This is a genomic window from Aliiroseovarius sp. S1339 (assembly GCF_023195695.1).
Taxonomy (GTDB): domain Bacteria; phylum Pseudomonadota; class Alphaproteobacteria; order Rhodobacterales; family Rhodobacteraceae; genus Aliiroseovarius.
Genome location: NZ_JALPQG010000003.1, coordinates 61,601 through 84,533, shown reverse-complemented (window position 1 = coordinate 84,533; position 22,933 = coordinate 61,601). Strand labels below are relative to the sequence as shown.

The following is a 22,933-nucleotide window of genomic DNA, read 5'->3' as shown; positions in this document are numbered from 1 at the left end:
GGCTGGGCAGGGACGAGCAAGTTCCCTCTGGTCACACCAGCGTCAGAACCGCATTGAGGCACAAAAACATGCTTGGAAAAATCGCGCGTAAGGTCTTTGGCACCCCCAATGACCGAATGATCAAAGCGACCCGCCCGATCGTCGAAAAAATTAACGCGCTTGAGGAAGAATATGCCGCCCTGACGGATGACGGCATCATCGCCAAGACCGAAGAATTCAAAAAGCGTGTAGCAGACGGCGAGAAGCTGGAAGCGATCCTGCCCGAAGCGTTCGCCAACTGTCGTGAAGCCGCCAAGCGTGCGCTTGGGTTGCGCGCCTTTGACACTCAGCTGGTCGGCGGCATCTTCCTGCACCGAGGAAACATTGCGGAAATGAAAACTGGTGAAGGTAAAACGCTGGTTGCGACCTTCCCTGCCTATCTGAACGCGCTGTCCGGCAAAGGCGTGCATATCGTCACTGTGAACGACTATCTGGCCAAACGTGACGCTGATTGGATGGGCAAGGTGTATGGCGCATTGGGTCTGACCACCGGCGTGGTCTATCCGCATCAGGCCGACGACGAAAAGCGCGCGGCATATGCTGCTGACGTCACCTATGCGACCAATAACGAGCTTGGGTTCGACTATCTTCGCGACAACATGAAATCCGACCTGAAAGACATGTATCAGCGTGGGCATAATTTCGCCGTTGTGGACGAGGTCGACTCGATCCTGATCGACGAAGCGCGCACGCCCCTGATCATTTCTGGTCCGTCTGAAGATCGGTCGGAACTTTATGTCACTATCGACGCCCTGATTCCCGAGTTGACAGAAGAGCACTACACAATCGACGAAAAGAACCGCGGCGCGACGTTCACCGAGGACGGCAACGAATTTCTTGAGAAAATTTTGCACGAGCGCGGTCTGCTGCCGGAAGAACAGTCACTATATGACCCTGAAAGCACCACTCTCGTTCACCATGTGAACCAAGGCTTGCGCGCCCATAAGCTGTTTCAGCGGGACAAAGATTACATCGTCCGCGATGGCGAGGTCGTGCTGATCGACGAGTTCACTGGCCGTATGATGGCAGGCCGCCGCCTGTCCGAAGGTCTGCACCAGGCCATTGAAGCCAAGGAAGGCTGCAAGACCCAGCCCGAAAACGTGACGCTGGCCTCGGTAACATTCCAGAACTATTTCCGGCTGTATAACACGCTTTGCGGTATGACCGGCACGGCGCTGACCGAAGCCGATGAATTTGACGAGATCTATGGCTTGGGCGTGGTCGAAATCCCGACCAACCGCCCTATCGCGCGTGTTGATGACCACGACGCCGTCTATCGCACCACAACCGAGAAATACGCCGCCGTGGTCGAAGAAATTCGCAATGCCAATGAAAAAGGCCAGCCGATGCTGGTCGGCACGACCTCGATCGACAAATCCGAAGAACTGTCACGGCTTCTGACTGAAGCGGGCATTAAACATGATGTTCTGAACGCCCGCCAGCACGAACGCGAAGCGCAAATCGTGGCTGATGCAGGCAAGTTAGGGTCTGTTACCATCGCCACCAACATGGCGGGCCGTGGCACCGACATCAAACTGGGCGGCAATGTCGAATTCAAGGTGATGGAAGCCATCGCCGCCGACCCGAATGGCAACCCAGATGAAATTCGCAGCCAGATCGAAGCCGCCCACGCGGCGGACGAACAGGCCGTGAAAGATGCCGGTGGCCTGTTTGTTTTGGCGACCGAACGTCACGAAAGCCGCCGGATCGACAACCAGCTGCGCGGCCGGTCTGGCCGTCAGGGTGACCCGGGTCGGTCGTCGTTCTTCTTGTCACTGGAAGATGACCTGATGCGTATTTTCGGATCCGAACGGCTTGAAAAAGTGCTGTCGACGCTTGGCATGAAAGAAGGCGAGGCGATCATTCACCCGTGGGTGAACAAGTCGCTGGAACGTGCGCAGGCAAAGGTCGAAGGTCGCAACTTTGACATTCGTAAGCAACTTCTAAAGTTCGATGACGTGATGAACGATCAGCGCAAAGCCATCTTTGGTCAGCGTCGCGAAATCATGGAAGCCGAGGATCTGTCCGAGATCGTGGGCGACATGCGCCACCAGGTGATCGACGATCTGGTTGATACACATATGCCGCCAAAATCCTATGCAGATCAGTGGGATACCAAGGGCCTGCAGGCCGCCATCATTGAAAACCTTGGGTTTGAGGTTCCGGTCGTTGACTGGGCCGCCGAAGAAGGCGTCGATGACGACAGTATTCGCGAGCGGCTTTACGATGCGTCCAACGAATACATGGCCAAGAAGGCTGCTGATTTCGGGCTCGAGACCATGCGCTCGATCGAAAAGCAGTTGGTTTTGCAAACCATCGACGCCAAGTGGCGCGAACATCTTCTGACGCTTGATCATCTGCGGTCTGTCGTCGGGTTCCGTGGCTATGCCCAACGCGATCCCCTGAACGAATACAAGAACGAGGCGTTCCAGCTGTTCGAAAGCATGCTTGATAGCCTGCGCTTGGATGTGACGCAGAAATTGGCACAAATCCGTCCAATGTCTGAAGAAGAACAGCAGGCGATGATGCAGAAGATGCTTCAGCAACAGCAGGCGCTGGCGCAGGCAGCAGATGATGCGCAGGATGCCAAAGACGGGTTTGACGAAAACAACCCCGCCAGCTGGGGCAACCCGTCGCGCAATGATCCTTGTCCTTGTGGCTCGGGTAAAAAATTCAAGCATTGCCACGGCCGGCTGGCCTAAGCAGGTGTGCTGCCCACATCGACGGTTGAAATCTTGCGCGCCAATCCGGATGATTGCGCAACGGATATGCACGGGTTGGGGTCTGTCATGAACTTTTCGCACGCGATTGTCGCGGCTGCATTTTTGGCGCTGTTGTCGGGGTTTTCGGCATTCGCTGAAGACGTGACGCTGACCTCGCGCGATGGCTCGATTGAACTGACCGGAACCCTTCTAACATTTGATGGCGAATTTTACCGAGTCGATACCGAATTCGGCATTCTGACCGTCGATAGCTCTGGCGTGACTTGCGAAGGGCCGGGCTGCCCGAGCCTTGGACCTTTCGTTGCTGAACTGACCATCTCAGGCGCCTACAGCATGGGCGAGGTGTTGTTCCCAGCGCTTGTCGAAGGCTTCGCGCTGCGACAAGGATATGCCCTGAAGCGGGAAGAGGTGTTGGGGGTCGGCACGCTCTATACACTGTATGATGGCGCATCTGGGCAGGAACAGGCTCGCATTACGATCAAACTGACCACCAGCGCGGAAGGCTTTGCCGACCTCCTGGGGCAGCAGGCCGATATGGTGCTGTCGATGCGCCAGGCGTCGATCCGCGAACGCAGCATGGCGCGCGAGGCCGGGTTGGGCGATCTGCGGATCGCGCGGCAAAGCCGGGTCATCGCGTTGGACGCGTTGGTGCCAATTGTGTCGCCGGGCAATCCGGTGACCAAGCTGTCCATCTCGCAACTCGCGGCGATTTATGCCGGCAAGATAAGCAATTGGAACGAACTGGGCGGCGAAGATGCCCCCATCACGCCCTATCTGATGGACATTGAAGAAGGGTTTGGCCCCGCCTTCATGCAAAACGTAATTGCCGCAAGCGGTGTGACCCTGTCTGACCGTGTTCGGTTTCATCCGTCCAACAAAGCGCTGACCGACGCCATCGCGCGCGACCCGTTTGGCATCGCGATCACATCGTTCATGCGGCCCGGAAACGGCGAGGTCGTGCAGCTTAGCGGCACCTGCGGGTTCAAGGTTCAAGCCTCGGCCCAGTCGATCAAGGCCGAGGATTATCCGCTGACCATGCCGATGTATCTTTACCTGCCCGAACGTCGCCTGCCGCTTTTGGGGCGGGAGTTTCTGTCATACCTCAGAACCGACAGCGCGCAATTTGTGACCCGTCGGGCCGGTTTTGTAGATCAGGCACTGACGCGCATTCCGATTCAGGATCAGGGTGACCGGATGGCCAACGCGATTGCAGCTTCGGGTAACGAAGTTGCGCTGTCCGAACTCAAACGTATGGTCGAAAGTTTCGACGGCAAAGATCGCCTGTCGATCAGCTTCCGTTTCGAAGGCGGCTCTACCTTGCTGGATGCGCCGTCGCGCTCCAACATCGCGCTGTTGGTGAAGGCGCTGGAAAGCGGGCGGTTTGACGGCCATCAGGTGGTGTTTGTCGGATTCTCGGACGGCCAAGGCACGGCTGAACAGAACCTTAATCTGGCCCGCAAACGTGCCACCGCCGTGCGCAAACAGGTTTTGTCGCAACTAGAAGCGTTTGACCAGGACAGAGTTGGCCTGCAAGTCGAAGCGTTTGGCGAAGCGATGCCGATGGCCTGCGACGACAGCGCTTGGGGGCGTGGCGTTAATCGCCGGGTCGAAATCTGGGTCGACTGATTTTATAGATAACCGGCCCCGCGAAAGCTGAGTTCCGTTGATTTGCCAATGATCAGATGATCATGCAGCGTCAACCCCAGCGCGGTCGCCGCGTCGTTCACCTGTTTGGTCATTTGAATGTCGCTGTCAGATGGCGTTGGGTCGCCCGATGGATGATTGTGCACAAGAATGACCGCTGACGCATTCAGTTCCAGCGCGCGTTTAACTACCTCGCGCGGATAAACCGGGACATGATCAACCGTGCCATTGCCCTGCGCTTCGTCCGCGATCAGCACGTTTTTGCGATCCAGAAACAGCACCCGAAACTGTTCTGTGTCACGATGCGCCATGGTTGTGTGGCAATAATCCAGCACCGCATCCCAGGACGAGATGACGTGCCGCTGAATCACCCGACTGCGCGCCATGCGGTGCGCCGAGGCTTCAACAATCTTCAACTCGGTAATGACCGCGTCGCCAATACCCGGCACGTCACGCAATCGCTGCAAGGGGGCCGTGACCACACGGTTGAAATCGCCAAACGTGTCCAGAAGTGCACGGGCCAGTGGCTTGACGTCTTGGCGCGGGATGGCGCGGAACAGAACCAACTCCAACAGCTCATAGTCTGGCATTGCTTGCGCGCCGCCATCCATGAACCGGGCGCGCAGGCGCTTTCGGTGATCTTTGATATAGGACGGCAACTTACCGTCCTTCACCGCTACGGGAAGAATGGGCGCTTCGTCAGTGTCGAACAGCGCTTGCGGCATTTCTTGAAACTGGAATTGTCTGCTCTCTGTCATGAGAGCAGACTGCACCAGAAGTGGTGAATGAAAAGTTAACAACCCTAAGGTGTTAACCCTTCATTCCATCCCAAAAGCTTTTCACCTTGGTAAAGAAGCTCGAGCTTTCCGGGTTGTTTTCTTCCGACAGCTTTTCAAACTCGCGCAGAAGCTCTTTTTGCTTCGACGTCAGGTTAACCGGCGTCTCGACGGCAAGTTCGATATACATGTCGCCCGTTGGTCCGCCGCGCAGGCCCGGCATCCCTTTGGAACGCAGACGCATCTGCCGCCCAGACTGGCTGCCAGATGGGATTTTCACCCGCGACCGGCCACCGTCGATGGTCGGCACTTCGATATCGCCACCCAGCGCGGCCGACGTCACAGAAACGGGCACGCGACAATGCAGATGCACGCCTTCACGATCAAAGATCGGATGTTCGGCGACGTCGATGAAGATATAAAGATCGCCTGTCGGTCCGCCGCGCAGACCAGCCTCGCCTTCACCAGAAAGGCGAATACGCGTGCCGGTTTCGACGCCCGCCGGGATGTTCACCGACAATGAGCGTTCTTTATGCGTGCGACCCGCGCCACCGCAGCTCTTGCAGGGGTTCTGGATCATTTGACCGGTGCCCTGACAGGTGGGGCAGGTCCGCTCAACGGTGAAGAAACCTTGTTGCGCGCGCACTTTCCCCATGCCCGAACAGGTTGGGCAAACTGTGGGCTCGGCCCCGGCTTCAGCCCCAGTGCCGGTGCATTCCTCACACGAAACCGAGGTCGGTACGTTGATGGTTTTCTGCAGGCCCGAATATGCTTCTTCCAGCGTCACACGCAGGTTATAGCGTAGGTCCGATCCGCGTTGCGCACGGACCCCGCCGCCGCCACGGCCACCACCCATGAAATCGCCGAACAGGTCGTCGAACACGTCTGAAAACGCGCTGGCGAAATCGCCATTGCCGCCGGGGTGTCCACCACCGGGCCGACCGCCCATGCCACCTTCAAAGGCTGCATGGCCAAACCGGTCATAGGCCGCCTTTTTATCGGCGTCCTTCAGGACCTCATAGGCTTCGTTCGCTTCTTTGAACTGGGCTTCTGCGTTTGGGTTGTCCGAGTTGCGGTCGGGGTGCAGCTCTTTCGCCTTCTTGCGATAGGCTTTCTTCAACTCGTCCGCCGACGCGCCCTTCGACGCCCCGAGAACTTCGTAATAATCACGCTTTGACATGGAGAGCTCCCTTTGGGAGGGGGCAGGGCCGCCATTGCAGCCCCGCCCGTTACCTAAACAGACTTAACGCTTGTTTTCGTCGTCGAGGTCTTCGAAGTCGGCGTCGACAATGTCGTCATCCACCGCCGAGGGGCCGTCGGCTTCCTCGGGTTCTTCGCCAGCCGCTTCTTCCTGCTGCGCCTTATAGATCGCCTCGCCCAGCTTCATGGCCGCTTCGGTGACGTTCTGGATGCCGGACTTGATCTTGTCGGCATTGTCTTCTTCCATCACGTCTTTCAGCGCGGCAATCGCCAGATCGATCGCTTCGATCGTGGTCGGATCGACCTTGTCGTTATGCTCTTCCATCGCCTTTTCAGTCGAATGGATAAGGCTTTCAGCCTGGTTCTTGGCTTCGACAAGCTCTTTACGCTCTTTGTCGGCGTCGGCATTGGCTTCGGCGTCTTTCACCATAGCTTCGATGTCGTCATCCGACAGACCACCAGAGGCTTGGATGGTGATTTTGTGCTCTTTGCCGGTGCCTTTGTCCTTGGCGCCCACTTCAACGATGCCGTTGGCGTCGATGTCGAAGGTCACCTCGATCTGAGGCAGGCCGCGCGGGGCGGGCGGGATGTCTTCAAGGTTGAACTGACCAAGGATCTTGTTGTCCGCGGCCATTTCACGCTCACCTTGGAACACCCGCAGGGTCACGGCGTTCTGGTTGTCTTCCGCGGTCGAGAATATCTGCGACTTCTTGGTCGGGATCGTCGTGTTGCGGTCGATCAAGCGTGTGAACACACCACCCAGCGTTTCGATGCCCAGCGACAACGGCGTCACGTCCAGAAGAACAACGTCTTTGACGTCGCCCTGCAGAACGCCAGCCTGAATGGCGGCGCCCATGGCCACAACTTCGTCGGGGTTCACGCCCTTGTGGGGTTCCTTGCCGAAGAACTTGGACACTTCCTCGATGACCTTTGGCATACGGGTCATACCGCCGACCAGAACCACTTCGTCAATGTCGTCTTTCGACAGGCCAGCGTCTTTCAGCGCGGCTTGGCAGGGCTTCATCGAGCGTTTGATCAGGTCTGACACAAGGCTTTCCAGCTTGGCGCGGGTCAGCTTCATGACCATGTGCAAGGGCGAGCCATCCGAGCCCATCGAAATGAAGGGCTGGTTGATTTCGGTTTGCGACGAGCTGGATAGTTCGATCTTGGCTTTCTCAGCGGCTTCTTTCAGGCGCTGCAGAGCCATCTTGTCTTTCGACAGATCAACCTGGTTTTCCTTTTTGAACTCATCGACCAGATACTGAACGATGCGCATGTCGAAGTCTTCACCACCAAGGAACGTGTCGCCGTTGGTCGATTTCACTTCGAACAACCCGTCGTCGATTTCCAGAATGGTCACGTCGAACGTGCCGCCACCAAGGTCATAGACCGCGATGGTTTGCGTTTCTTTCTTGTCCAGACCATAAGCCAGCGCAGCGGCAGTCGGTTCGTTGATGATCCGCAGCACTTCAAGGCCAGCGATCTTGCCGGCGTCTTTCGTGGCCTGACGCTGGGCGTCGTTGAAATAGGCGGGAACGGTGATGACGGCTTGCGTCACTTCTTCACCAAGATAGCTTTCTGCCGTCTCTTTCATCTTACCCAGAATGAAGGCCGAGATTTGCGAGGGCGAATACTTCTGCCCGGCAGCCTCAACCCATGCGTCCCCATTGCCGCCATCGACAATGGCGTAAGGGACCAGCTTTTTATCTTTCTCGACAGCCGGATCTTGCATGTTGCGACCGATCAGGCGCTTCACAGCGAAGACGGTGTTGTCGGGGTTGGTGACCGCCTGGCGTTTTGCCGGCTGGCCAACAAGGCGTTCGTCGTCTTTGAAGGCGACGATCGAAGGCGTCGTGCGTGCGCCTTCTGCGTTCTCAATGACTCGCGGTTGCGAGCCGTCCATGATGGCAACACATGAGTTTGTGGTGCCGAGGTCGATACCGATGACTTTGGCCATGCTCAAAATCCTCTCTTTGGCGATGTTGTGGGAGCTGACCTTGCAAAGCATCAGCCCCAGATCCCAGATTTATGACCGGTTGGGCGTGCCCCAATCCAGCGTCTCGGGGTATATAAGTAGGGGAGGTAAGGCCTGCAAGCTTTCAAGGGGTGAGGAATGCGTAAAAAAGTGAGTCATTTTCAGGGATTTGACCATGATAGCGCCTGACAGCCCCCCTTTGGATCTGGGTGGGGCGAAACTTTTCAAGGGGATGCTGGATCGGTCGGCACAGGATACGCTTGTTTCAGCGCTGCGTCAGGTCGTCAAAACTGCACCGCTTTTCCACCCTGTCACGCGTTCCGGTAAGCAAATGTCCGTGCGGATGACGTCGGCTGGGCGGTTGGGTTGGGTGTCGGATCGGCGCGGCTATCGTTACGAGGCGCGCCATCCAACAGGTGCCGCGTGGCCCGATATTCCCGATTTGGTGCTGGATGTGTGGCGTGCCGTCGCCAACACCGAGCGGCACCCCGATTGCTGTCTGATCAATTATTACGGTGAAGCTGCGCGAATGGGAATGCATCAAGATCGCGACGAAGGCGACTTTTCATATCCGGTTGTGTCGATCAGTTTGGGCGATGACGCGCTGTTTCGGATTGGCGGCGCGGACCGTCAAGGGCCTACCCAATCGACCTGGCTTCAATCCGGTGATGTGGTGGTGATGGATGGTGCGGCGCGGCTGGCCTATCACGGCGTTGATCGCCTGCGGTTTGGATCGTCCGACCTGCTTAGGGACCACGGGCGGATCAACCTGACGCTTAGGGTGGTGGACATCGCCACACCGGGCGAGCCCCAAACCTAGCGGCGCGCATCCCAACTGGCGGATACGTATTTGCGGCTATAGCTGTCGCCCATCATGCCTAGAAAAGTCAGAACAATCGACACGATCAACGGATACTGCCAGCTTGAATAGTGCGGAAAATAATTGATGAATGCGAAACCGCGCGCCTGATCAATGATGTGAAACAGAGGATTCCACGAAAACAACGCCAACATGAAGAAAGGCAAAGTGTTGGCCACGAACATCTTGCCCGAGGCAAACATATTGACCCGCATATAAAACATACTGGCCATCGCCGTGAACTGCGGAAACCATGGCTTGAGTGCCATGAAAACAATTCCGACGGAAACGCCGTTAAACCACCCCAGAAAAAGCATCATGCTGGCACCGGCAGGGTCATGAATTTCGACCGGATTGACGGCCAGACTATAAATAATGAGAATTACGATGATCGACAAGATCTGGACATATAGCGCGCCCAAAGCAGCAGCGATAATGGACACAAGGGTATTCATCGGTCCATGCAACATCATGCTGGATGTTGGCCCAGCCGCCGACGAAACGGCCTTCATGGTTTTGATGTTGGCCATGAAGATAAAAACGCCCGACATGATATAAAGCAGAAAATCACCCCTGAGGGCGCTGGACCTTAGGCCAAGCACGCTCATCATCACGTAAAAAACGGCGACCATCATCAAAGACTGAAAAATATTGATCATAAGACCAATAAGAGCGTTGGGGTGAGTTTTGCGCAGATCATAGACGGTCGCGTGATAAATCACCGACATCATCGAAATGGCGGCCCCCAGCCGCGTTCTGTTCACTTTGACTTCAAACATGGTTCTGCCTTTTACCCGCCGCGGGGAAATTCTTGCAGGGAAATCTTGCCGTTCCTTTACCCAAACATCATAAGTGGGCGAAATTATGTAATCAACTGCACCGCGCTTTGGCGCAGGTAAGGAGCAAGCCATTGGATTTCGACCTTCTGGAAACCACAATGCGGACCCTGGCGCTGGACGCCGGTGACGTGATCATGAAAATCTACGACTCGGATGATTTTGACGTGCGTTCAAAGTCGGATGACAGCCCGGTGACGGCCGCTGACGAAGCGGCAGACGCTTTGATTTCAAAGGGGTTGCGTGCGGTGTTCCCGGATGTGCTTTTGGTCACCGAAGAACAAGCTGATAGCCACGGCCAACAGGCAAGCGCGTTTTTGATTGTTGACCCTCTGGACGGCACGAAAGAGTTCATCCACCGGCGCGGCGATTTCACGGTGAATATTGCCTATGTCGTCGACGGAACGCCCATTCGCGGGGTGGTCTATGCCCCCGCAAAGGGTCGGATGTTCTTTACCCGCGCCGACGGTAACAGCGTCGAGGAACAAGGGCCGTTCGACAAAGACACGGTTGGAAAGCTGTCACCGATATCGGTGTCATCCCCAGACAATGCTGCCCTGATGGTTGTGGCGTCCAAATCCCACCGTGATCAGGCCACTGATGACTACATCAACAAATATGCCGTGAAAGATATGAAATCGGCGGGCAGTTCGTTGAAATTCTGCCTTGTCGCAACGGGCGAGGCTGACATCTATCCCCGCGTCGGTCGCACGATGGAGTGGGATACGGCGGCGGGTCATGCAGTGCTAAAAGGCGCGGGCGGCGACGTGGTGCGTTTTGATGACCACACGCCCCTGACCTATGGCAAACCGATCTATGAGAACCCGTTTTTCATTGCCTATGCGCCGGGTGTGACGCTGAAGAAAGCCTGACACGATGCGTGTTCTGATCGTCATTCCAGCGCGTTATGCCTCGGTCAGATATCCGGGCAAGGCGTTGGTGCCTTTGCGGGGGGCGAAGGGGCAGGCAAAGTCTCTAATCCAGCGCAGTTGGGATGCGGCGCAGGCGGTTCAGGGCGTGGATCGCGTGATTGTGGCCACAGATGACGACCGGATCCGCGCCGAGGCTGAAGGCTTCGGGGCTGAAGTGGTGATGACCTCGTCCACCTGCAAAAATGGCACCGAACGCTGTGCCGAGGCATTGGATGCGCTGGGCGGCGGCTATGACATTGTGGTGAACCTGCAAGGCGATGCCCCGCTGACCCCGCCTTGGTTCGTCGAAGACCTGATCGCCGGCATGAAGGCCCACCCAACCGCCGAAGTTGCCACACCCGTTTTGCGGTGCAATGGCCGCGCGCTGGCAGGGTTTCTGGACGATCGTCGCGCAGGTCGCGTTGGGGCAACGACCGCCGTGTTCGGTGCCGAGGGCAAAGCGCTTTTCTTCTCGAAAGAGGTGATACCATACACCACGGGCAATGATTGGGGCGATCATGACCCGACCCCGGTGTTTCACCATGTGGGCGTCTATGCCTATCGCCCATCCGCGCTGGCAGCCTATGCCCGCTGGGCGCCGGGGCCGCTTGAACAGCTTGAAGGGTTAGAGCAGCTTCGCTTTCTGGAACGCGACCGCCCGGTGCAATGTATCGAGGTCTACGCGCGCGGCCAGCAGTTCTGGGAACTGAACAACCCCGAAGATGTCACAAGAATCGAGAGTATTCTGAACGACCTTGGGGTGGCGTGAAAATGATCGCCGTCGATAGCCTAACTTTCGCAAGCGGCAAGGGGCCGCGCCTTTTCAACGAAAAGTGGAATGATCTTGAGAAAACCAGCCTATTGACCCAATATCGTAAACAATTGCCATGAAGTTGTCAGATTTTTCGCCCATTGGTGATCAGCACGTAAGTTAAGCCTGCATAGGTAAAGTAGTTGGTTGCCCATTGTATTTTCATTCGGGTGAATTGGTAACAACAGAGGTGTTTTAATGACGCACAAAAAGGTCACGAAGGCCATTTTCCCGGTTGCCGGGTTGGGAACGCGTTTCCTGCCCGCCACGAAGTCGATCCCGAAAGAGATCATGACGTTGGTTGACCGCCCGCTGATCCAATATGCGATTGACGAGGCGCGCGCGGCCGGGATCAAGGAATTTATCTTCGTCACCTCGCGCGGCAAAGGTGCGTTGGAGGACTACTTCGACAACGCCCCGATATTGGAACAAGAGCTGCGCAAAAAGGGTAAGGACGCCCTGTTGGAGATTCTGAAAGACACCAACATGGAAAGCGGCGCGATTGCCTATATGCGTCAACACAAGGCGCTGGGTCTGGGCCACGCGGTTTGGTGCGCACATCGCCTGATCGCCAACGAACCGTTTGCCGTCATTTTGCCAGATGACGTGATTGCGGCCGAAAAGCCCTGCCTGCAACAGATGGTTGAGGCTTATGAAGAAACCGGCGGCTGCATGGTGGCCGCGATGGAAGTGCCCGCTGAAAAGGCCAGCGCCTATGGCGTGCTTGACGTGAAAGAAGATAGGGGCGCGTTGGTTTCGATCAAAGGCATGGTTGAAAAGCCAACCCTTGAAGAGGCGCCGTCCAACCTCGCGGTGATCGGCCGCTATATCCTGACCCCGAGTGTGCTCAATAGCCTGAACCGGATGAAATCCGGTGCGGGCGGCGAAATTCAACTGACCGATGCGATTGCAGCCGAAATCAAGAAAGGCCGGGATGTATTTGGCTATCGCTTCCGCGGCCAGCGTTTTGATTGTGGCTCTAAGGCGGGTTTTTTGCAGGCAACCGTGGCCTTCGGGCTCGCGCGTGAAGAGTTGCGCGAAGAGCTTTCAAGCTATCTGCATGACATCGTTGCGCAACAAAAGGCAGCCGAGTAGCCGCCTGTGCCGAAGCCACGTTTGGACCTTTTGACGGCCTATCGGATGCGGCTGAAACGTCGTCGCCTTATCTGGCGATCCATCCGGTCGCGTCGCGATCTGAAGGTTGTCGTGGACCGCACCGATCAGATCGAGCCGGGGATGGTTCGCGCCTTCACCACCGCCCGCAATGAATACGCGCGATTGCCGCATTTCCTATCGCATTATCGCAAACTGGGTGTGGGTCATTTCCTCATTGTCCTGAACAACAGCGATGATGGGTCCGAGGCGTATCTCGCCCGCCAACCCGACGTTTCGCTGTGGCGCACCGACGCAAGCTATAAGGCCTCGCGCTTTGGTGTGGACTGGACCACATGGCTTCAGTTTCGCTATGGCCACCGTGCGTGGTGCCTGTGCGTCGATGTGGATGAGTTGTTGATCTATCCCCATTGCGACACCCGAAACCTTCAGGCTTTGACCGAACGGCTGGAACAGACCAGCGCGACAGCGCTGGGCGCCCTGATGCTGGACATTTACCCCAAAGGACCGCTGGATCAGCACACCCATACGCCCGATCAAGATCCAACTGAAGTTCTGCGGTGGTTTGATGCCAGCCCCTATCGCGTCCAACGGCAGTTGCCCGCGCAAAACCTTTGGGTGCAAGGCGGCCCGCGTGATCGGGTGTTTTTTGCAGATCGACCCGCACGTGCCCCGACCCTGAACAAGCTGCCCCTTGTGCATTGGAATCGACGCTTCGCCTATATGAATTCAACTCATTCCCTTCTTCCGCCGCGCCTGAATCTTGAGTGGGACGGCCCCGAATGCATTTCTGGCGACACGCGCTTGTCGGGGGTTTTGCTGCACACAAAGTTCATGCCCGATGTTGTCGCCCGATCACGCGAAGAGAAGATGCGCAAAGAACATTTCGGCCAACCAGACGACTTCAATGCCTATTACGACTGGCTCGCGACCGCCCCCGATCTGTGGCACGACCGCGCGACAGCCTATCAGGATTGGCGTCAGTTGATGGAATTGGGGCTTCTTTCCAATGGCGGCTGGGCTTAAACAAGTGTTAGCGTGAAACCGGTCAGATACGAGGAAAGTATTGAGCGTCTGGACATCATACCGACTGCGGTTGAAACGCAAGCAATGCCACCTTCGCGCCTTGCGCAAACGCCGCGAGCTGACCGAAGTCGCCAATCGCACGGATGCGGTCGGGTCGGACGATATTCTGGCCTTTTCAACGATCCGCAATGAATGCATTCGCCTGCCGTATTTCCTGAGCTATTACCGTGACCTTGGTGTGAATCATTTCTTCATGGTCGATAACGGATCGGACGATGGCGGGCGCGAATATCTGGCCGAGCAACCCGATGTCTCGCTTTGGACCACCAATGCCAGCTATAAGAATGCGAATTTTGGTGTGCATTGGCTGGGGTGGCTGCAACGCAAATACGCACATGGCCATTGGGCGCTGGTGGTCGATCCTGACGAATTTTTAGTCTATCCGTTCTGCGACACGCGCCCCTTGCGGGCTTTGACCGATTGGCTTGACACCTCTCAGGTCCGGTCTTTTGGAACGATGCTTCTGGACATGTACCCTAAGGGTCCGATGGACGCCTTGCCCTATGCTGCCGGGCAAGATCCGTTCGAAATCGCCAATTGGTTTGACAGCGGCAACTACACCATCACCAAGAATCCGAAATACGGAAATCTGTGGATTCAAGGCGGCCCGCGCGCACGTGCCTTCTTTCGCGACAACCCGATCAAGGCCCCTGCGCTGAACAAAATCCCTTTGGTCAAATGGAACCGGCACTATGCCTATGTCAGCTCGACCCACGCTCTATTGCCGCGCGGGTTGAACCTTGTTTACGACCAATGGGGGGGCGAAAAGGCGTCGGGTTGTTTGCTACACGCCAAGTTCCTCGACACGTTCGGCGCGAAGTCGGTGGAGGAGTTGGAGCGCGGCCAACATTATGCCAACAGCTATGAATACCGCGCCTATCACAGCGGCACCAAGGAAGACACGGACCTGTGGTGCAACTGGAGCGAGAAGTATCTGAACTGGCGTCAGCTGGAAATGCTGGGGCTCATGTCCAAGGGGAACTGGGCATGAGCTTGGGAATCGTCATGCTGGTGCACGACGCGCTGGATCGGGCCGAGCAATTGGTGCGTCACTGGGCGAAAAACGGATGTCCCGTGGTCATCCACGTTGATGATTGCGTTTCAGATGACGACTACACCGATTTCGTGACGGCGCTGAGTGATTTGGACAACGTGCGGTTTTGCAAACGCCAACATTGCGAATGGGGTAGGTGGTCGTTGGTGGAGGCCAGCCAGACAGCGTCTGAACTGATGTTGAAGGCCTTCCCGGATGTGCGCCATATCCTGTTGGCCTCGGGCAGTTGTTTGCCGTTACGCCCGATTTCCGAAATGCTGGACTATCTGAGCAACCGGCCGCAAACCGACTTCATCGAAAGCGTCACGACCGAGGATGTGCCTTGGACTATCGGCGGGCTGGACATTGAACGCTTCACCCTGCGGTTTCCGTTTTCGTGGAAGCGCCATCGGCGCTTGTTTGACCGTTATGTCGAAATTCAACGCCGGCTTGGCACCAAACGCACCATCCCCGCCGGGCTTGTGCCGCATCTTGGCAGCCAGTGGTGGTGCTTGACGCGCAAAACCCTGTCTGAGATCCTGAACGACCCCAACCGCGCGGGTTATGACCGGTATTTCAAAAGGGTCTGGATCCCTGACGAAAGCTATTATCAGACCCTGGCCCGCCGTCATTCGACGCGGATCGAAAGCCGGTCGCTGACGCTGTCGAAGTTTGACTTCCAAGGGAAACCGCACATCTTTTACGACGATCATCTTCAACTTCTGCGCCGATCAGACTGTTTTGTGGCGCGCAAAGCGTGGCGTAACGCTGACAAGCTGTATGACAGCTTTTTGTCAGACCAGAATGACGTCATCACTGGGGCGGAACCAAATCCCGGCAAGATCGACCGTATTTTTACTAAAGCGATCGAACGGCGGACCAAGGGTCGTCCGGGCCTGTACATGCCCAGCCGCTTTCCCAAAGACGGTTATGAAGGCAACGTAACGGCGGCCCGCTACACCGTTCTGGAAGGGTTTTCAGAGCTGTTCGACGGTTTCGACACCTGGCTGACTGACACAGTAAGCGCGCGCGTCCACGGCCACCTGTTCGCACGGGATAGGGTCCATTTTGCGGGTGATACGCCTGACTATTTTGGTGCGCTCGGCGACGCGGCAAGTTTGCGGGATTATAACGCCAAAGCCTTTCTGACCAATTTGATCTGGAACACCCGAGGCGAGCGCCAATGCTTCCAATATGGCCCGCGTGACAATCAGGATGTGTCCTGGGTCATCGCCAAGGACCCGAACGCGCGCGTCTATGTGGTGTCCGGCGCGTGGGCTGTGCAACTGTTTCATTCAAACCAGAACTTCTCGGATATCCGACGCGAGGCTGCGCGCTTGCAGAAGATCGAAAGCGATCACCTTAACGCGTTGCGATCCGGCTATGCACGCGCACGCACGCATGTCTGGTCGCTGGCGGACTTTGTGTTGAAACCAGCAGAACCATTGCAGGCTGTTGTGGACGATATTGGACCCCGCACCGCCACCCGCCTGTCCAACTTTCCGAAGATGAGGCCCCTTCATGGGTTTGGCCAGTTCCTGCAAGATTTGAAGAACCAAGGTATGCACCCATATTTGATGGGCGACTTCCCGGCCGGACACGATCTTGTCCCTGACAGTCAAGTTCAGCACAAACCGTTTTTGGTGAAATGACCCCATGACCAGCCCGTTCGATTGTTTCATCATATTCGCCGAGATGCGCACAGGCTCTAACTTCCTGGAAAGCAATCTGGACCAGCTCCCCGGCCTTCAATGCTATGGCGAGGCGTTCAACCCCTATTTCATGGTCACCCCAGAAACAGACGAGCTATTTGGCGTCACCGTGCAGATGCGCGACGCCGACCCCATGTCGCTGTTGGCCCGGATGAAATCAGAAACCGACGGCCTGCCCGGATTTCGCTTTTTTCATGACCACGACCCACGCGTCTTTGACGCCCTGATCGACGATCCGCGTTGCGCCAAGATCGTCCTGACCCGCAATATGGTCGACGCCTATGTATCGCGCAGAATCGCGATGGCCACGGATCAATGGCAGTTGAGCGACGCAAAAGATGCCCGCAAGGCGCAGGCTCGGTTCATCCCGGAAGAATTCGAAAAGCTGTTTTATCGAATTAAAAGCTTCCAGTTGAAAATCAAAGACCGATTGCAGCGCGCGGGTCAGACGGCCTTCTATATCGACTATGAAGAAGCGCAGCAGCTAGAGGTAATCAATGGTCTGGCGCGGTATCTGGGCGAAAAAACCCAGATCACCGAATTTGCCACCACGTTCAAGAAACAAAACCCCGAACCCCTATCTGAAAAGGTGCAGCAGTTCGAGCTTCTGGCCTCGACCGTTGGGCGGATTGACGTTTTCGATCTGCACAAGATCCCGAATTTCGAACCAAGCCGCCCCCCTGCCCTGAAATCCTATCTGGCGTCGGATGTCTTGCAGCTTGTGTTCTTACCGATCGCAGGCGGCCCGACAGAACAGATAGCGGGCTGGATGGACGGCACCGGGCCGATAACCCGCGACTTTTCGCAAAAGACGCTGCGCCAGTGGAAGCGGCGACACAAGACGCATCGCAGTTTCACCGTGCTGCGCCATCCGGTCGCGCGGCTGCATACGGCCTTCTGTGATCTTCTTGTCGTGCGGGGTGACGACCCCCAATGGGACTTGAAACACGCACTTCGAAACAACTACGACGTGGCGCTGCCGGACGAGCCAGACGCGCCGTGGTCGCTGGCGGCGCACCGGGCGGCCTTCCTGAATTTCATAGGCTTTGTTGGCAAAACCCTGAGCGGCCAGACCGGGGTCAGTGTCGATCCAAGCTGGGCCTCGCAAACAGAAACGATAAAGGGCTTTGCTGATTTTGCGCTGCCGGATCATATCCTGCGAGAAGATCAGCTCACCGCCGGGCTAGACAACCTTCTGTCCGAAGTGGCCGTTGATGCCGCAACCGACCTGCCTGCAACTCAACCAGACGCGCCGTTCCCGTTAGCGCAGGTCTATTCGGACGACATCGAGGATGCCGTACGCAAACTGTATCAGCGCGATTATGTGATGTTCGGATTTCGCCCTTGGGGCAAACAGGACTAAGGCGCGATCAGGCCGCTTTGTTTGACAGGCTGTCGGTCAGAAGCGCGTGAAGCGTCGCGGCGTCCGAATTGGCCCGAAGCTTTGTGCAGATCGACGCATCCCGCATAGTCCGCGACACCAGCGCCAGCGCCTTCAGATGGTCGACACCCGACCCTTCCGGGGCGAACAGGGCAAAGACCAGATCAACAGGCTGCTTGTCCACCGCGTCATAATCAAACGGTGTTTCAACGCGGATGAAGCAGCCAACGACTTCGTTCAAGCCGTGCAGACGCGCATGTGGCAAAGCCACCCCGCGGCCCACACCGGTGGGCCCCAGGGTTTCGCGTTGTTGCAGCGCAGCGAAGGCGTCGCCCCCGTCGATGCCGTAACATTCCATCGCCACATCCCCAAGATCCTGAAACAGGCGTTTCTTGGAGGATACCGTTGATACGACCTTAACGGCCGACGGCTTAAGGATGCTTGAAAGTTCCATTGCCAACAACTTTCCCCGCCCACCATCGGGCGGGAGGTTTACACTGCGTTTTTGGGATCAATCCAGCCCACATTGCCGTCATCACGGCGGTAGACCACATTCATCCCCTCGGTTTTCTCGTTGCGGAAAACCAAGACGGGCGCATGCGCAAGTTCCATCTGCATGACAGCCTCGCCAACCGAGAGCGACGGAATCCGCGTCTCCATTTCGGCGATGATCATGGGCTGGAGTGTTGCGTCGTCCGCTTCGTCCTGACCTTCTTCTGAGGCGAGGATATACGAGGCTCCGCCGAAAACTTCAACAGGGTCCACACGATCCTTGTGATGATCTTTCAATCGACGCTTGTAGCGGCGCAATTGCTTTTCCATTTTGTCGGCGCAGTGGTCAAAAGCGGCGTAAATTTCGGTTGCCGTTCCCTTTGCCTGCGCGGTCAGTCCAGTGGAAAGATGCACGATCGTTTCACACACAAACTCATGTGCACTTTTCGAAAAGATCACCTGCGCATTGGTCGGCCGTTCGGCATACTTCTGAATAACACCGCTCAGTTCATCTTTCACGTGAACCTGAAGCGCGTCACCAATGTCGATTTGCTTGCCACTGATTTGATATTGCATCCATACCTCCTATGGTATTTGCAGGCTCCAATACGCCTGCCCCGACCGGGAAGGCGCGAAATCCTGTCAAAATTATATAGTGTTATAAGCGACTTACACAACCTTTCCCGCCCAAACTCACTTGGGCAATCCATCGTTTTTGCCCCCTTGCGGGGGCGGCTGTCACGAAAGATGAAGTGTTGACGCATTACCTTCATTTGGCGACGAGTCGTGGGGGCTTGTCAACCATATGACCGCGCGATTTCTCTATTTGATCGAGAAATTCTGCCCAAGATAGACCCGCCGGACGTTTTCATCGCGCACCACTTCGTCGGTCGTGCCGCTCATCAAAACATGCCCGTCATGCAGGATATAGGCGCGGTCCACGATCTCGAGCGTTTCGCGCACGTTGTGGTCGGTGATCAGCACGCCGATGCCACGATCTTTCAGATCATGAACCAGTGATCTGATTTCACCAACGGCAATTGGATCCACACCCGCAAAAGGTTCATCCAACAGCAAATATTTGGGATTCGATGCCAAAAGGCGGGCGATTTCAACCCGGCGACGCTCGCCGCCTGACAGGGCCAATGCTGGCGCGCGGCGCAGGTGGCTGATCGAAAACTCGTTCAAAAGCTCTTCCAGCCGTTCGCGCCGTTTGTGACGGTCGGGGGTCGAGATTTCAAGGATCGCCAGGATGTTATCTTCGACCGACATGCCCCGGAAAATCGACATCTCTTGTGGCAGATAGCCGATGCCGTATTTCGCCCGGCGATACATCGGCAATAAAGTGACATCGCGCCCGTCGATTATGACCTGTCCGGCTTCCGGCGTGATCAGCCCGGCGATGGCGTAAAAGGTGGTTGTCTTGCCAGAGCCATTCGGCCCCAACAGCGCCACGACCTCGCCGCGGTGAAGTTCCAGATCCACGTCGCGAATCACAGGTTTTTTGCGATAGCTTTTGCGCAATCCGATGATGCGCAGCCCGGCATCACCGTTTTCAACCGTCAGATCGGGTGCATCAGCCATCAGTCAGCGCCCGTCTGGATGATCGATTTGACCCGACCGTCCATCGTACCGGTGCCCGCCTGAAGGTTCACCGTCAGCTTTTCCGAAGACAGCGCATTCTGCCCCTGTGTCAGGATCACGCCCCCGGTCATCACGATCACACCGCTTGAGATGGTATAGATCGCCTCGCGGGATTCAGCAGCTTCAGCGCCATTGACCAAGGTCACCCCATCCGAGGCCAACAGGCGCGAAATCTCGCCCGTGGTGTCTGCTCCGGTTGCGTATTCGACCCTAACCTTGCCCGCCGACAGGCGCATTTCGCCCTGTCCGATCTGCACATTGCCTAAGAACGTGGCTGAACCATCGGCCTGATCGACATTCAGTTGGTCGGCTGCAATTTCAACGGGAAGGGTGCTGTCATGTTTCAGACCGCCAAAGGCGACCTGAGCCTGAGCATTTGCCGTGACAGGCAGGCTTAGTGCCAGCAAGCAGGCCGCGATACGCGCACACTTCATCACTTAACTTCCCCCTCTGTCTGGGGTTGATATACCAGTTTTACACCCTCTTTGAAAACAAGAAGATAGGTGGCGTTGTCATCCCCTTGGCGCGTCAGTTCGGCCTGCCCGGCGATGATGTGCCCCATCGGGCCCTCTGCTTCGACCGGACCGTTGGTTTTGGCAGAGGTCGTGTCCATCGCGGTGGTCAGCCCGTCGGTCGCAATCTCATAGTTGGTCGAGGTTACCAGCGTAACGCCGCCCGAAAGATCAACGATGTTTGACGACCCGTCGATCAGTGCTTTGGCCGCATCAATGTCTACCGCACCGCCATCTGGCGTCTCAATTCGGGCGGAAAGCACCTCGGCGGTAAACACATTTGTTTTATCAGGGTCAGGCACGGCGCTTTTGGCTGAAAACGTTATCGCCGCGCCATCGTCCGTCACACTGGAGAAGCGGGGGCTGTCGATGCGTTGCTCGCCGGTCAGCTCTTCCAGATTGACGCGGGCATAAGACAGCGACGTGGTCGGGTCGACGGACTTCGAGATCAGGAACATCGTCGACAAAAGCGCAAGCGCGCTGACCGGCAGAAGAACCTTCAGCCAGGAAATAAAGCGCGAATAACTGTTGTCGGAGCGGTCCATGCGACCTCGGAAATGACTTAGCTGTGTTTGTTATCTAGGCACCAATCCGGCTGATCCAAGCAACCGGGGCGCGGATTGGCCGCGTTAGTGGGAAAAAATGTCAATCTCAGGCCAGCCCGCCAAATCCAACTGCGCGCGCATCGGCAGGAAATCGAAGCAGGCTTGCGCCATCTCGGTGCGGCCTTCGCGGTCGAGCCGCTGGTTCAGTTCGTCGCGCAACCGGTGCAGATAGAGGACATCCGACGCGGCATAGTCCAACTGGGCGGCGGTCAGCTCTTCCGCGCCCCAATCGCTCATCTGTTGTTGCTTTGAAATGTCGATCTTCAGCAGTTGTTCAAGCAGGTTTTTCAGCCCGTGGCGGTCGGTATAGGTGCGGATCAGTTTCGACGCGATCTTGGTGCAATAGACAGGGGCCGTGACCACGCCAAACGCGTTCAGAAGCGCCGCGATATCGAACCGACCAAAGTGGAACAGCTTCAGCACATCCGGGTCCGCCAGCATCCGTTCAAGGTTTGGCGCGCTGGTCTGGCCTTTTTCGACCTGCACCAGATGCGCATCCCCATCGCCCGACGACATTTGCACCACACACAGCCTGTCGCGATGCGGGTTCAGGCCCATCGTTTCGCAGTCAATGGCGACGACCGGACCAAGGTCCAGCCCATCGGGAAGGTCGCGCTTGTAAAGATGGTTGGCCATGTGTGCCCTCATTATCCGTTTCCCCCCTGATAGGCGCAGAGGGGGCCGGGTTCAATAAGAAGGGATCACTTGCCGTGATACAGGCCCACGACATGCTCGGCTTCAGCGAAAAACAGCCAGCGGCCAATGACGGCGCCTGTCAGATGCAGGGCAAGCGCCAGAAAGGCGGTGATGTGACCGGGCGGCGTTAGAAGCAATATGGCTGCGGGCAATGCGCCCGCCAGACCCAGCGCAATCATACGCAGTTTCGCGGCGTGTTTGCGGCCAACGCGATAGACCATCTCGTCCACCACGTAGTTGCGCGCGGTGTGGCCGCTCTCCAGCATCCGCACCTCACCCAGATGGGCCAACCCGGTGGCGTCCCCGGTTGTGCCGCGCGCGGCGGCGCGTTGGTCGCCGATCCGCCACATGGCGAGCAGGACAAGGGTCAGCGCCAGCAGTAACCAACCGGCGATCTTCGCCTCACCCGCCAATAGCGCACCGCCGCCTAAGGCGTGCAGCAGAAACATGACGGGCGTAAGCGGCTGGTGCCAGCGCCGAATGGTTTTCAGTTGCGCGTATATCATCGAGGTTGTGAAAACGGTCAGAAGCGCAAAAATAGATCCTAATACACCGGAAATCGCCATTTCTGCCCCAAGAAAGATGCGCGGCACAGCAACCAGCGCGAATAGGAACAAGGTCAGGATCGCCGCAATCCCTTCACGGCTCAGCCAGCTTGTGCGCCATTGGCTGAGCGCATAGATCGCGTTCTTCTTATTGCCCAGATGAAAGGTCGAGGCCAGCAGCCCGGCACAAGACAGCGCATAGGCAATCGCGAAAAACGCGAACGCGGTCCCACCGCTGACATCCGGCACGCCCAGCCCCAGCCAAAAGAACAGGCCAAACCCAAGCCCTGACAGCGTGGTGAAAATGATAACACTGGGTGCGGGATGCATCCGTTTCCTC

Annotated in this window: 21 protein-coding genes; 10 read left to right on the top strand and 11 right to left on the bottom strand. The window is 56.9% G+C overall.

Annotated elements, in window-relative coordinates; translation table 11 throughout:
- Positions 1 to 68 precede the first annotated feature (68 nt).
- Positions 69 to 2,741 carry a preprotein translocase subunit SecA gene (gene secA / locus MUY35_RS05215; RefSeq protein ID WP_248364465.1) on the top strand — a complete coding sequence of 891 codons (2,673 nt, stop codon included), beginning with the start codon at positions 69 to 71 and terminating at the stop codon, positions 2,739 to 2,741.
- An 87-nt stretch (positions 2,742 to 2,828) separates the two neighbouring features.
- Positions 2,829 to 4,388, top strand: coding sequence for a phosphate ABC transporter substrate-binding/OmpA family protein (locus tag MUY35_RS05210; protein ID WP_248364464.1), 1,560 nt, complete (start codon positions 2,829 to 2,831; stop codon positions 4,386 to 4,388).
- Positions 4,389 to 4,390: 2 nt separating this feature from the next.
- Here the strand turns inward: MUY35_RS05210 and radC are convergent, their stop codons facing one another.
- From radC to dnaK, 3 genes are all read right to left on the bottom strand, one after another.
- Positions 4,391 to 5,164, bottom strand: coding sequence for a DNA repair protein RadC (gene radC, locus MUY35_RS05205; protein ID WP_248364463.1), 774 nt, complete (start codon positions 5,162 to 5,164; stop codon positions 4,391 to 4,393).
- Positions 5,165 to 5,216: 52 nt separating this feature from the next.
- A complete protein-coding gene (dnaJ, locus tag MUY35_RS05200; RefSeq protein ID WP_248364461.1) occupies positions 5,217 to 6,362 on the bottom strand; it encodes a molecular chaperone DnaJ in 1,146 nt (381 codons plus the stop codon).
- Positions 6,363 to 6,425: 63 nt separating this feature from the next.
- On the bottom strand, positions 6,426 to 8,339 hold the full coding sequence (dnaK, locus tag MUY35_RS05195) for a molecular chaperone DnaK (RefSeq protein ID WP_248364459.1): 1,914 nt from the start codon (positions 8,337 to 8,339) through the stop codon (positions 6,426 to 6,428).
- Between the two features lie 193 nt (positions 8,340 to 8,532).
- Between dnaK and MUY35_RS05190 the strand changes: the two genes are divergently transcribed.
- Positions 8,533 to 9,177 (top strand): alpha-ketoglutarate-dependent dioxygenase AlkB, encoded by a 645-nt coding sequence (locus MUY35_RS05190; protein ID WP_248364456.1) that lies wholly within the window; start codon positions 8,533 to 8,535, stop codon positions 9,175 to 9,177.
- Here MUY35_RS05190 and MUY35_RS05185 read toward each other — a convergent pair.
- The gene (locus MUY35_RS05185; RefSeq protein ID WP_348984502.1) at positions 9,174 to 10,154 is read right to left on the bottom strand and encodes an ABC transporter permease; all 981 of its coding nucleotides are present in this window, start codon (positions 10,152 to 10,154) and stop codon (positions 9,174 to 9,176) included. The genes MUY35_RS05190 and MUY35_RS05185 overlap by 4 nt on opposite strands.
- Between MUY35_RS05185 and cysQ the strand changes: the two genes are divergently transcribed.
- The 7 genes from cysQ (at position 10,127) to MUY35_RS05150 (ending at position 18,081) form a co-directional block, all read left to right on the top strand.
- Complete coding sequence (gene cysQ / locus MUY35_RS05180; RefSeq protein ID WP_248364453.1) at positions 10,127 to 10,924, top strand: 3'(2'),5'-bisphosphate nucleotidase CysQ; 798 nt, start codon at positions 10,127 to 10,129, stop codon at positions 10,922 to 10,924. The genes MUY35_RS05185 and cysQ overlap by 28 nt on opposite strands.
- Positions 10,925 to 10,928: 4 nt before the next feature.
- Positions 10,929 to 11,732 (top strand): manno-octulosonate cytidylyltransferase, encoded by an 804-nt coding sequence (locus MUY35_RS05175; protein WP_248364450.1) that lies wholly within the window; start codon positions 10,929 to 10,931, stop codon positions 11,730 to 11,732.
- 240 nt (positions 11,733 to 11,972) lie between these two features.
- Complete coding sequence (gene galU / locus MUY35_RS05170) at positions 11,973 to 12,869, top strand: UTP--glucose-1-phosphate uridylyltransferase GalU (RefSeq protein ID WP_248364447.1); 897 nt, start codon at positions 11,973 to 11,975, stop codon at positions 12,867 to 12,869.
- 6 nt (positions 12,870 to 12,875) lie between these two features.
- Entirely contained in the window at positions 12,876 to 13,913 is a 1,038-nt protein-coding gene (locus tag MUY35_RS05165; RefSeq protein WP_348984501.1) for a glycosyltransferase family 2 protein, read from the top strand.
- A gap of 40 nt (positions 13,914 to 13,953) precedes the next feature.
- Positions 13,954 to 14,964: a glycosyltransferase family 2 protein gene (locus MUY35_RS05160; protein WP_248364445.1), complete on the top strand. Its 1,011-nt coding sequence runs from the start codon at positions 13,954 to 13,956 to the stop codon at positions 14,962 to 14,964.
- Positions 14,961 to 16,658 (top strand): beta-1,6-N-acetylglucosaminyltransferase, encoded by a 1,698-nt coding sequence (locus MUY35_RS05155; RefSeq protein WP_248364444.1) that lies wholly within the window; start codon positions 14,961 to 14,963, stop codon positions 16,656 to 16,658. The genes MUY35_RS05160 and MUY35_RS05155 overlap by 4 nt, the downstream gene beginning before the upstream one ends.
- Before the next feature lie 4 nt (positions 16,659 to 16,662).
- Entirely contained in the window at positions 16,663 to 18,081 is a 1,419-nt protein-coding gene (locus MUY35_RS05150) for a sulfotransferase family 2 domain-containing protein (RefSeq protein WP_248364442.1), read from the top strand.
- Positions 18,082 to 18,088: 7 nt separating this feature from the next.
- Here the strand turns inward: MUY35_RS05150 and MUY35_RS05145 are convergent, their stop codons facing one another.
- From MUY35_RS05145 to MUY35_RS05115, 7 genes are all read right to left on the bottom strand, one after another.
- Positions 18,089 to 18,553, bottom strand: coding sequence for a PTS sugar transporter subunit IIA (locus MUY35_RS05145; protein WP_248364440.1), 465 nt, complete (start codon positions 18,551 to 18,553; stop codon positions 18,089 to 18,091).
- A 38-nt stretch (positions 18,554 to 18,591) separates the two neighbouring features.
- The gene (gene raiA / locus MUY35_RS05140; RefSeq protein WP_248364438.1) at positions 18,592 to 19,167 is read right to left on the bottom strand and encodes a ribosome-associated translation inhibitor RaiA; all 576 of its coding nucleotides are present in this window, start codon (positions 19,165 to 19,167) and stop codon (positions 18,592 to 18,594) included.
- Positions 19,168 to 19,413: 246 nt separating this feature from the next.
- The gene (gene lptB, locus MUY35_RS05135) at positions 19,414 to 20,175 is read right to left on the bottom strand and encodes an LPS export ABC transporter ATP-binding protein (protein WP_248364436.1); all 762 of its coding nucleotides are present in this window, start codon (positions 20,173 to 20,175) and stop codon (positions 19,414 to 19,416) included.
- Positions 20,175 to 20,669 carry an LptA/OstA family protein gene (locus tag MUY35_RS05130; protein WP_248364434.1) on the bottom strand — a complete coding sequence of 165 codons (495 nt, stop codon included), beginning with the start codon at positions 20,667 to 20,669 and terminating at the stop codon, positions 20,175 to 20,177. The genes lptB and MUY35_RS05130 overlap by 1 nt, the downstream gene beginning before the upstream one ends.
- Entirely contained in the window at positions 20,669 to 21,292 is a 624-nt protein-coding gene (gene lptC / locus MUY35_RS05125) for an LPS export ABC transporter periplasmic protein LptC (RefSeq protein ID WP_248364432.1), read from the bottom strand. Before lptC ends, MUY35_RS05130 begins: the two co-directional genes overlap by 1 nt.
- Positions 21,293 to 21,376: 84 nt before the next feature.
- Positions 21,377 to 21,988 carry a ribonuclease D gene (locus tag MUY35_RS05120; RefSeq protein ID WP_248364431.1) on the bottom strand — a complete coding sequence of 204 codons (612 nt, stop codon included), beginning with the start codon at positions 21,986 to 21,988 and terminating at the stop codon, positions 21,377 to 21,379.
- A 65-nt stretch (positions 21,989 to 22,053) separates the two neighbouring features.
- Positions 22,054 to 22,923 (bottom strand): DmsC/YnfH family molybdoenzyme membrane anchor subunit, encoded by an 870-nt coding sequence (locus tag MUY35_RS05115; protein WP_248364429.1) that lies wholly within the window; start codon positions 22,921 to 22,923, stop codon positions 22,054 to 22,056.
- Positions 22,924 to 22,933: the final 10 nt, after the last annotated feature.

What these genes read in the sequence shown, in the direction of transcription:
- MUY35_RS05120 (WP_248364431.1), bottom strand. Translation starts at nt 21,988, where the DNA reads ATGGCCAACCATCTTTACAAGCGCGACCTTCCCGATGGGCTGGACCTT.
- secA (WP_248364465.1), top strand. Translation starts at nt 69, where the DNA reads ATGCTTGGAAAAATCGCGCGTAAGGTCTTTGGCACCCCCAATGACCGA.
- MUY35_RS05210 (WP_248364464.1), top strand. Translation starts at nt 2,829, where the DNA reads ATGAACTTTTCGCACGCGATTGTCGCGGCTGCATTTTTGGCGCTGTTG.
- MUY35_RS05155 (WP_248364444.1), top strand. Translation starts at nt 14,961, where the DNA reads ATGAGCTTGGGAATCGTCATGCTGGTGCACGACGCGCTGGATCGGGCC.
- MUY35_RS05150 (WP_248364442.1), top strand. Translation starts at nt 16,663, where the DNA reads ATGACCAGCCCGTTCGATTGTTTCATCATATTCGCCGAGATGCGCACA.
- raiA (WP_248364438.1), bottom strand. Translation starts at nt 19,167, where the DNA reads ATGCAATATCAAATCAGTGGCAAGCAAATCGACATTGGTGACGCGCTT.
- MUY35_RS05190 (WP_248364456.1), top strand. Translation starts at nt 8,533, where the DNA reads ATGATAGCGCCTGACAGCCCCCCTTTGGATCTGGGTGGGGCGAAACTT.
- MUY35_RS05115 (WP_248364429.1), bottom strand. Translation starts at nt 22,923, where the DNA reads ATGCATCCCGCACCCAGTGTTATCATTTTCACCACGCTGTCAGGGCTT.
- dnaJ (WP_248364461.1), bottom strand. Translation starts at nt 6,362, where the DNA reads ATGTCAAAGCGTGATTATTACGAAGTTCTCGGGGCGTCGAAGGGCGCG.
- radC (WP_248364463.1), bottom strand. Translation starts at nt 5,164, where the DNA reads ATGACAGAGAGCAGACAATTCCAGTTTCAAGAAATGCCGCAAGCGCTG.
- galU (WP_248364447.1), top strand. Translation starts at nt 11,973, where the DNA reads ATGACGCACAAAAAGGTCACGAAGGCCATTTTCCCGGTTGCCGGGTTG.
- MUY35_RS05145 (WP_248364440.1), bottom strand. Translation starts at nt 18,553, where the DNA reads ATGGAACTTTCAAGCATCCTTAAGCCGTCGGCCGTTAAGGTCGTATCA.
- lptC (WP_248364432.1), bottom strand. Translation starts at nt 21,292, where the DNA reads ATGGACCGCTCCGACAACAGTTATTCGCGCTTTATTTCCTGGCTGAAG.
- MUY35_RS05175 (WP_248364450.1), top strand. Translation starts at nt 10,929, where the DNA reads ATGCGTGTTCTGATCGTCATTCCAGCGCGTTATGCCTCGGTCAGATAT.
- lptB (WP_248364436.1), bottom strand. Translation starts at nt 20,175, where the DNA reads ATGGCTGATGCACCCGATCTGACGGTTGAAAACGGTGATGCCGGGCTG.
- dnaK (WP_248364459.1), bottom strand. Translation starts at nt 8,339, where the DNA reads ATGGCCAAAGTCATCGGTATCGACCTCGGCACCACAAACTCATGTGTT.
- MUY35_RS05130 (WP_248364434.1), bottom strand. Translation starts at nt 20,669, where the DNA reads ATGAAGTGTGCGCGTATCGCGGCCTGCTTGCTGGCACTAAGCCTGCCT.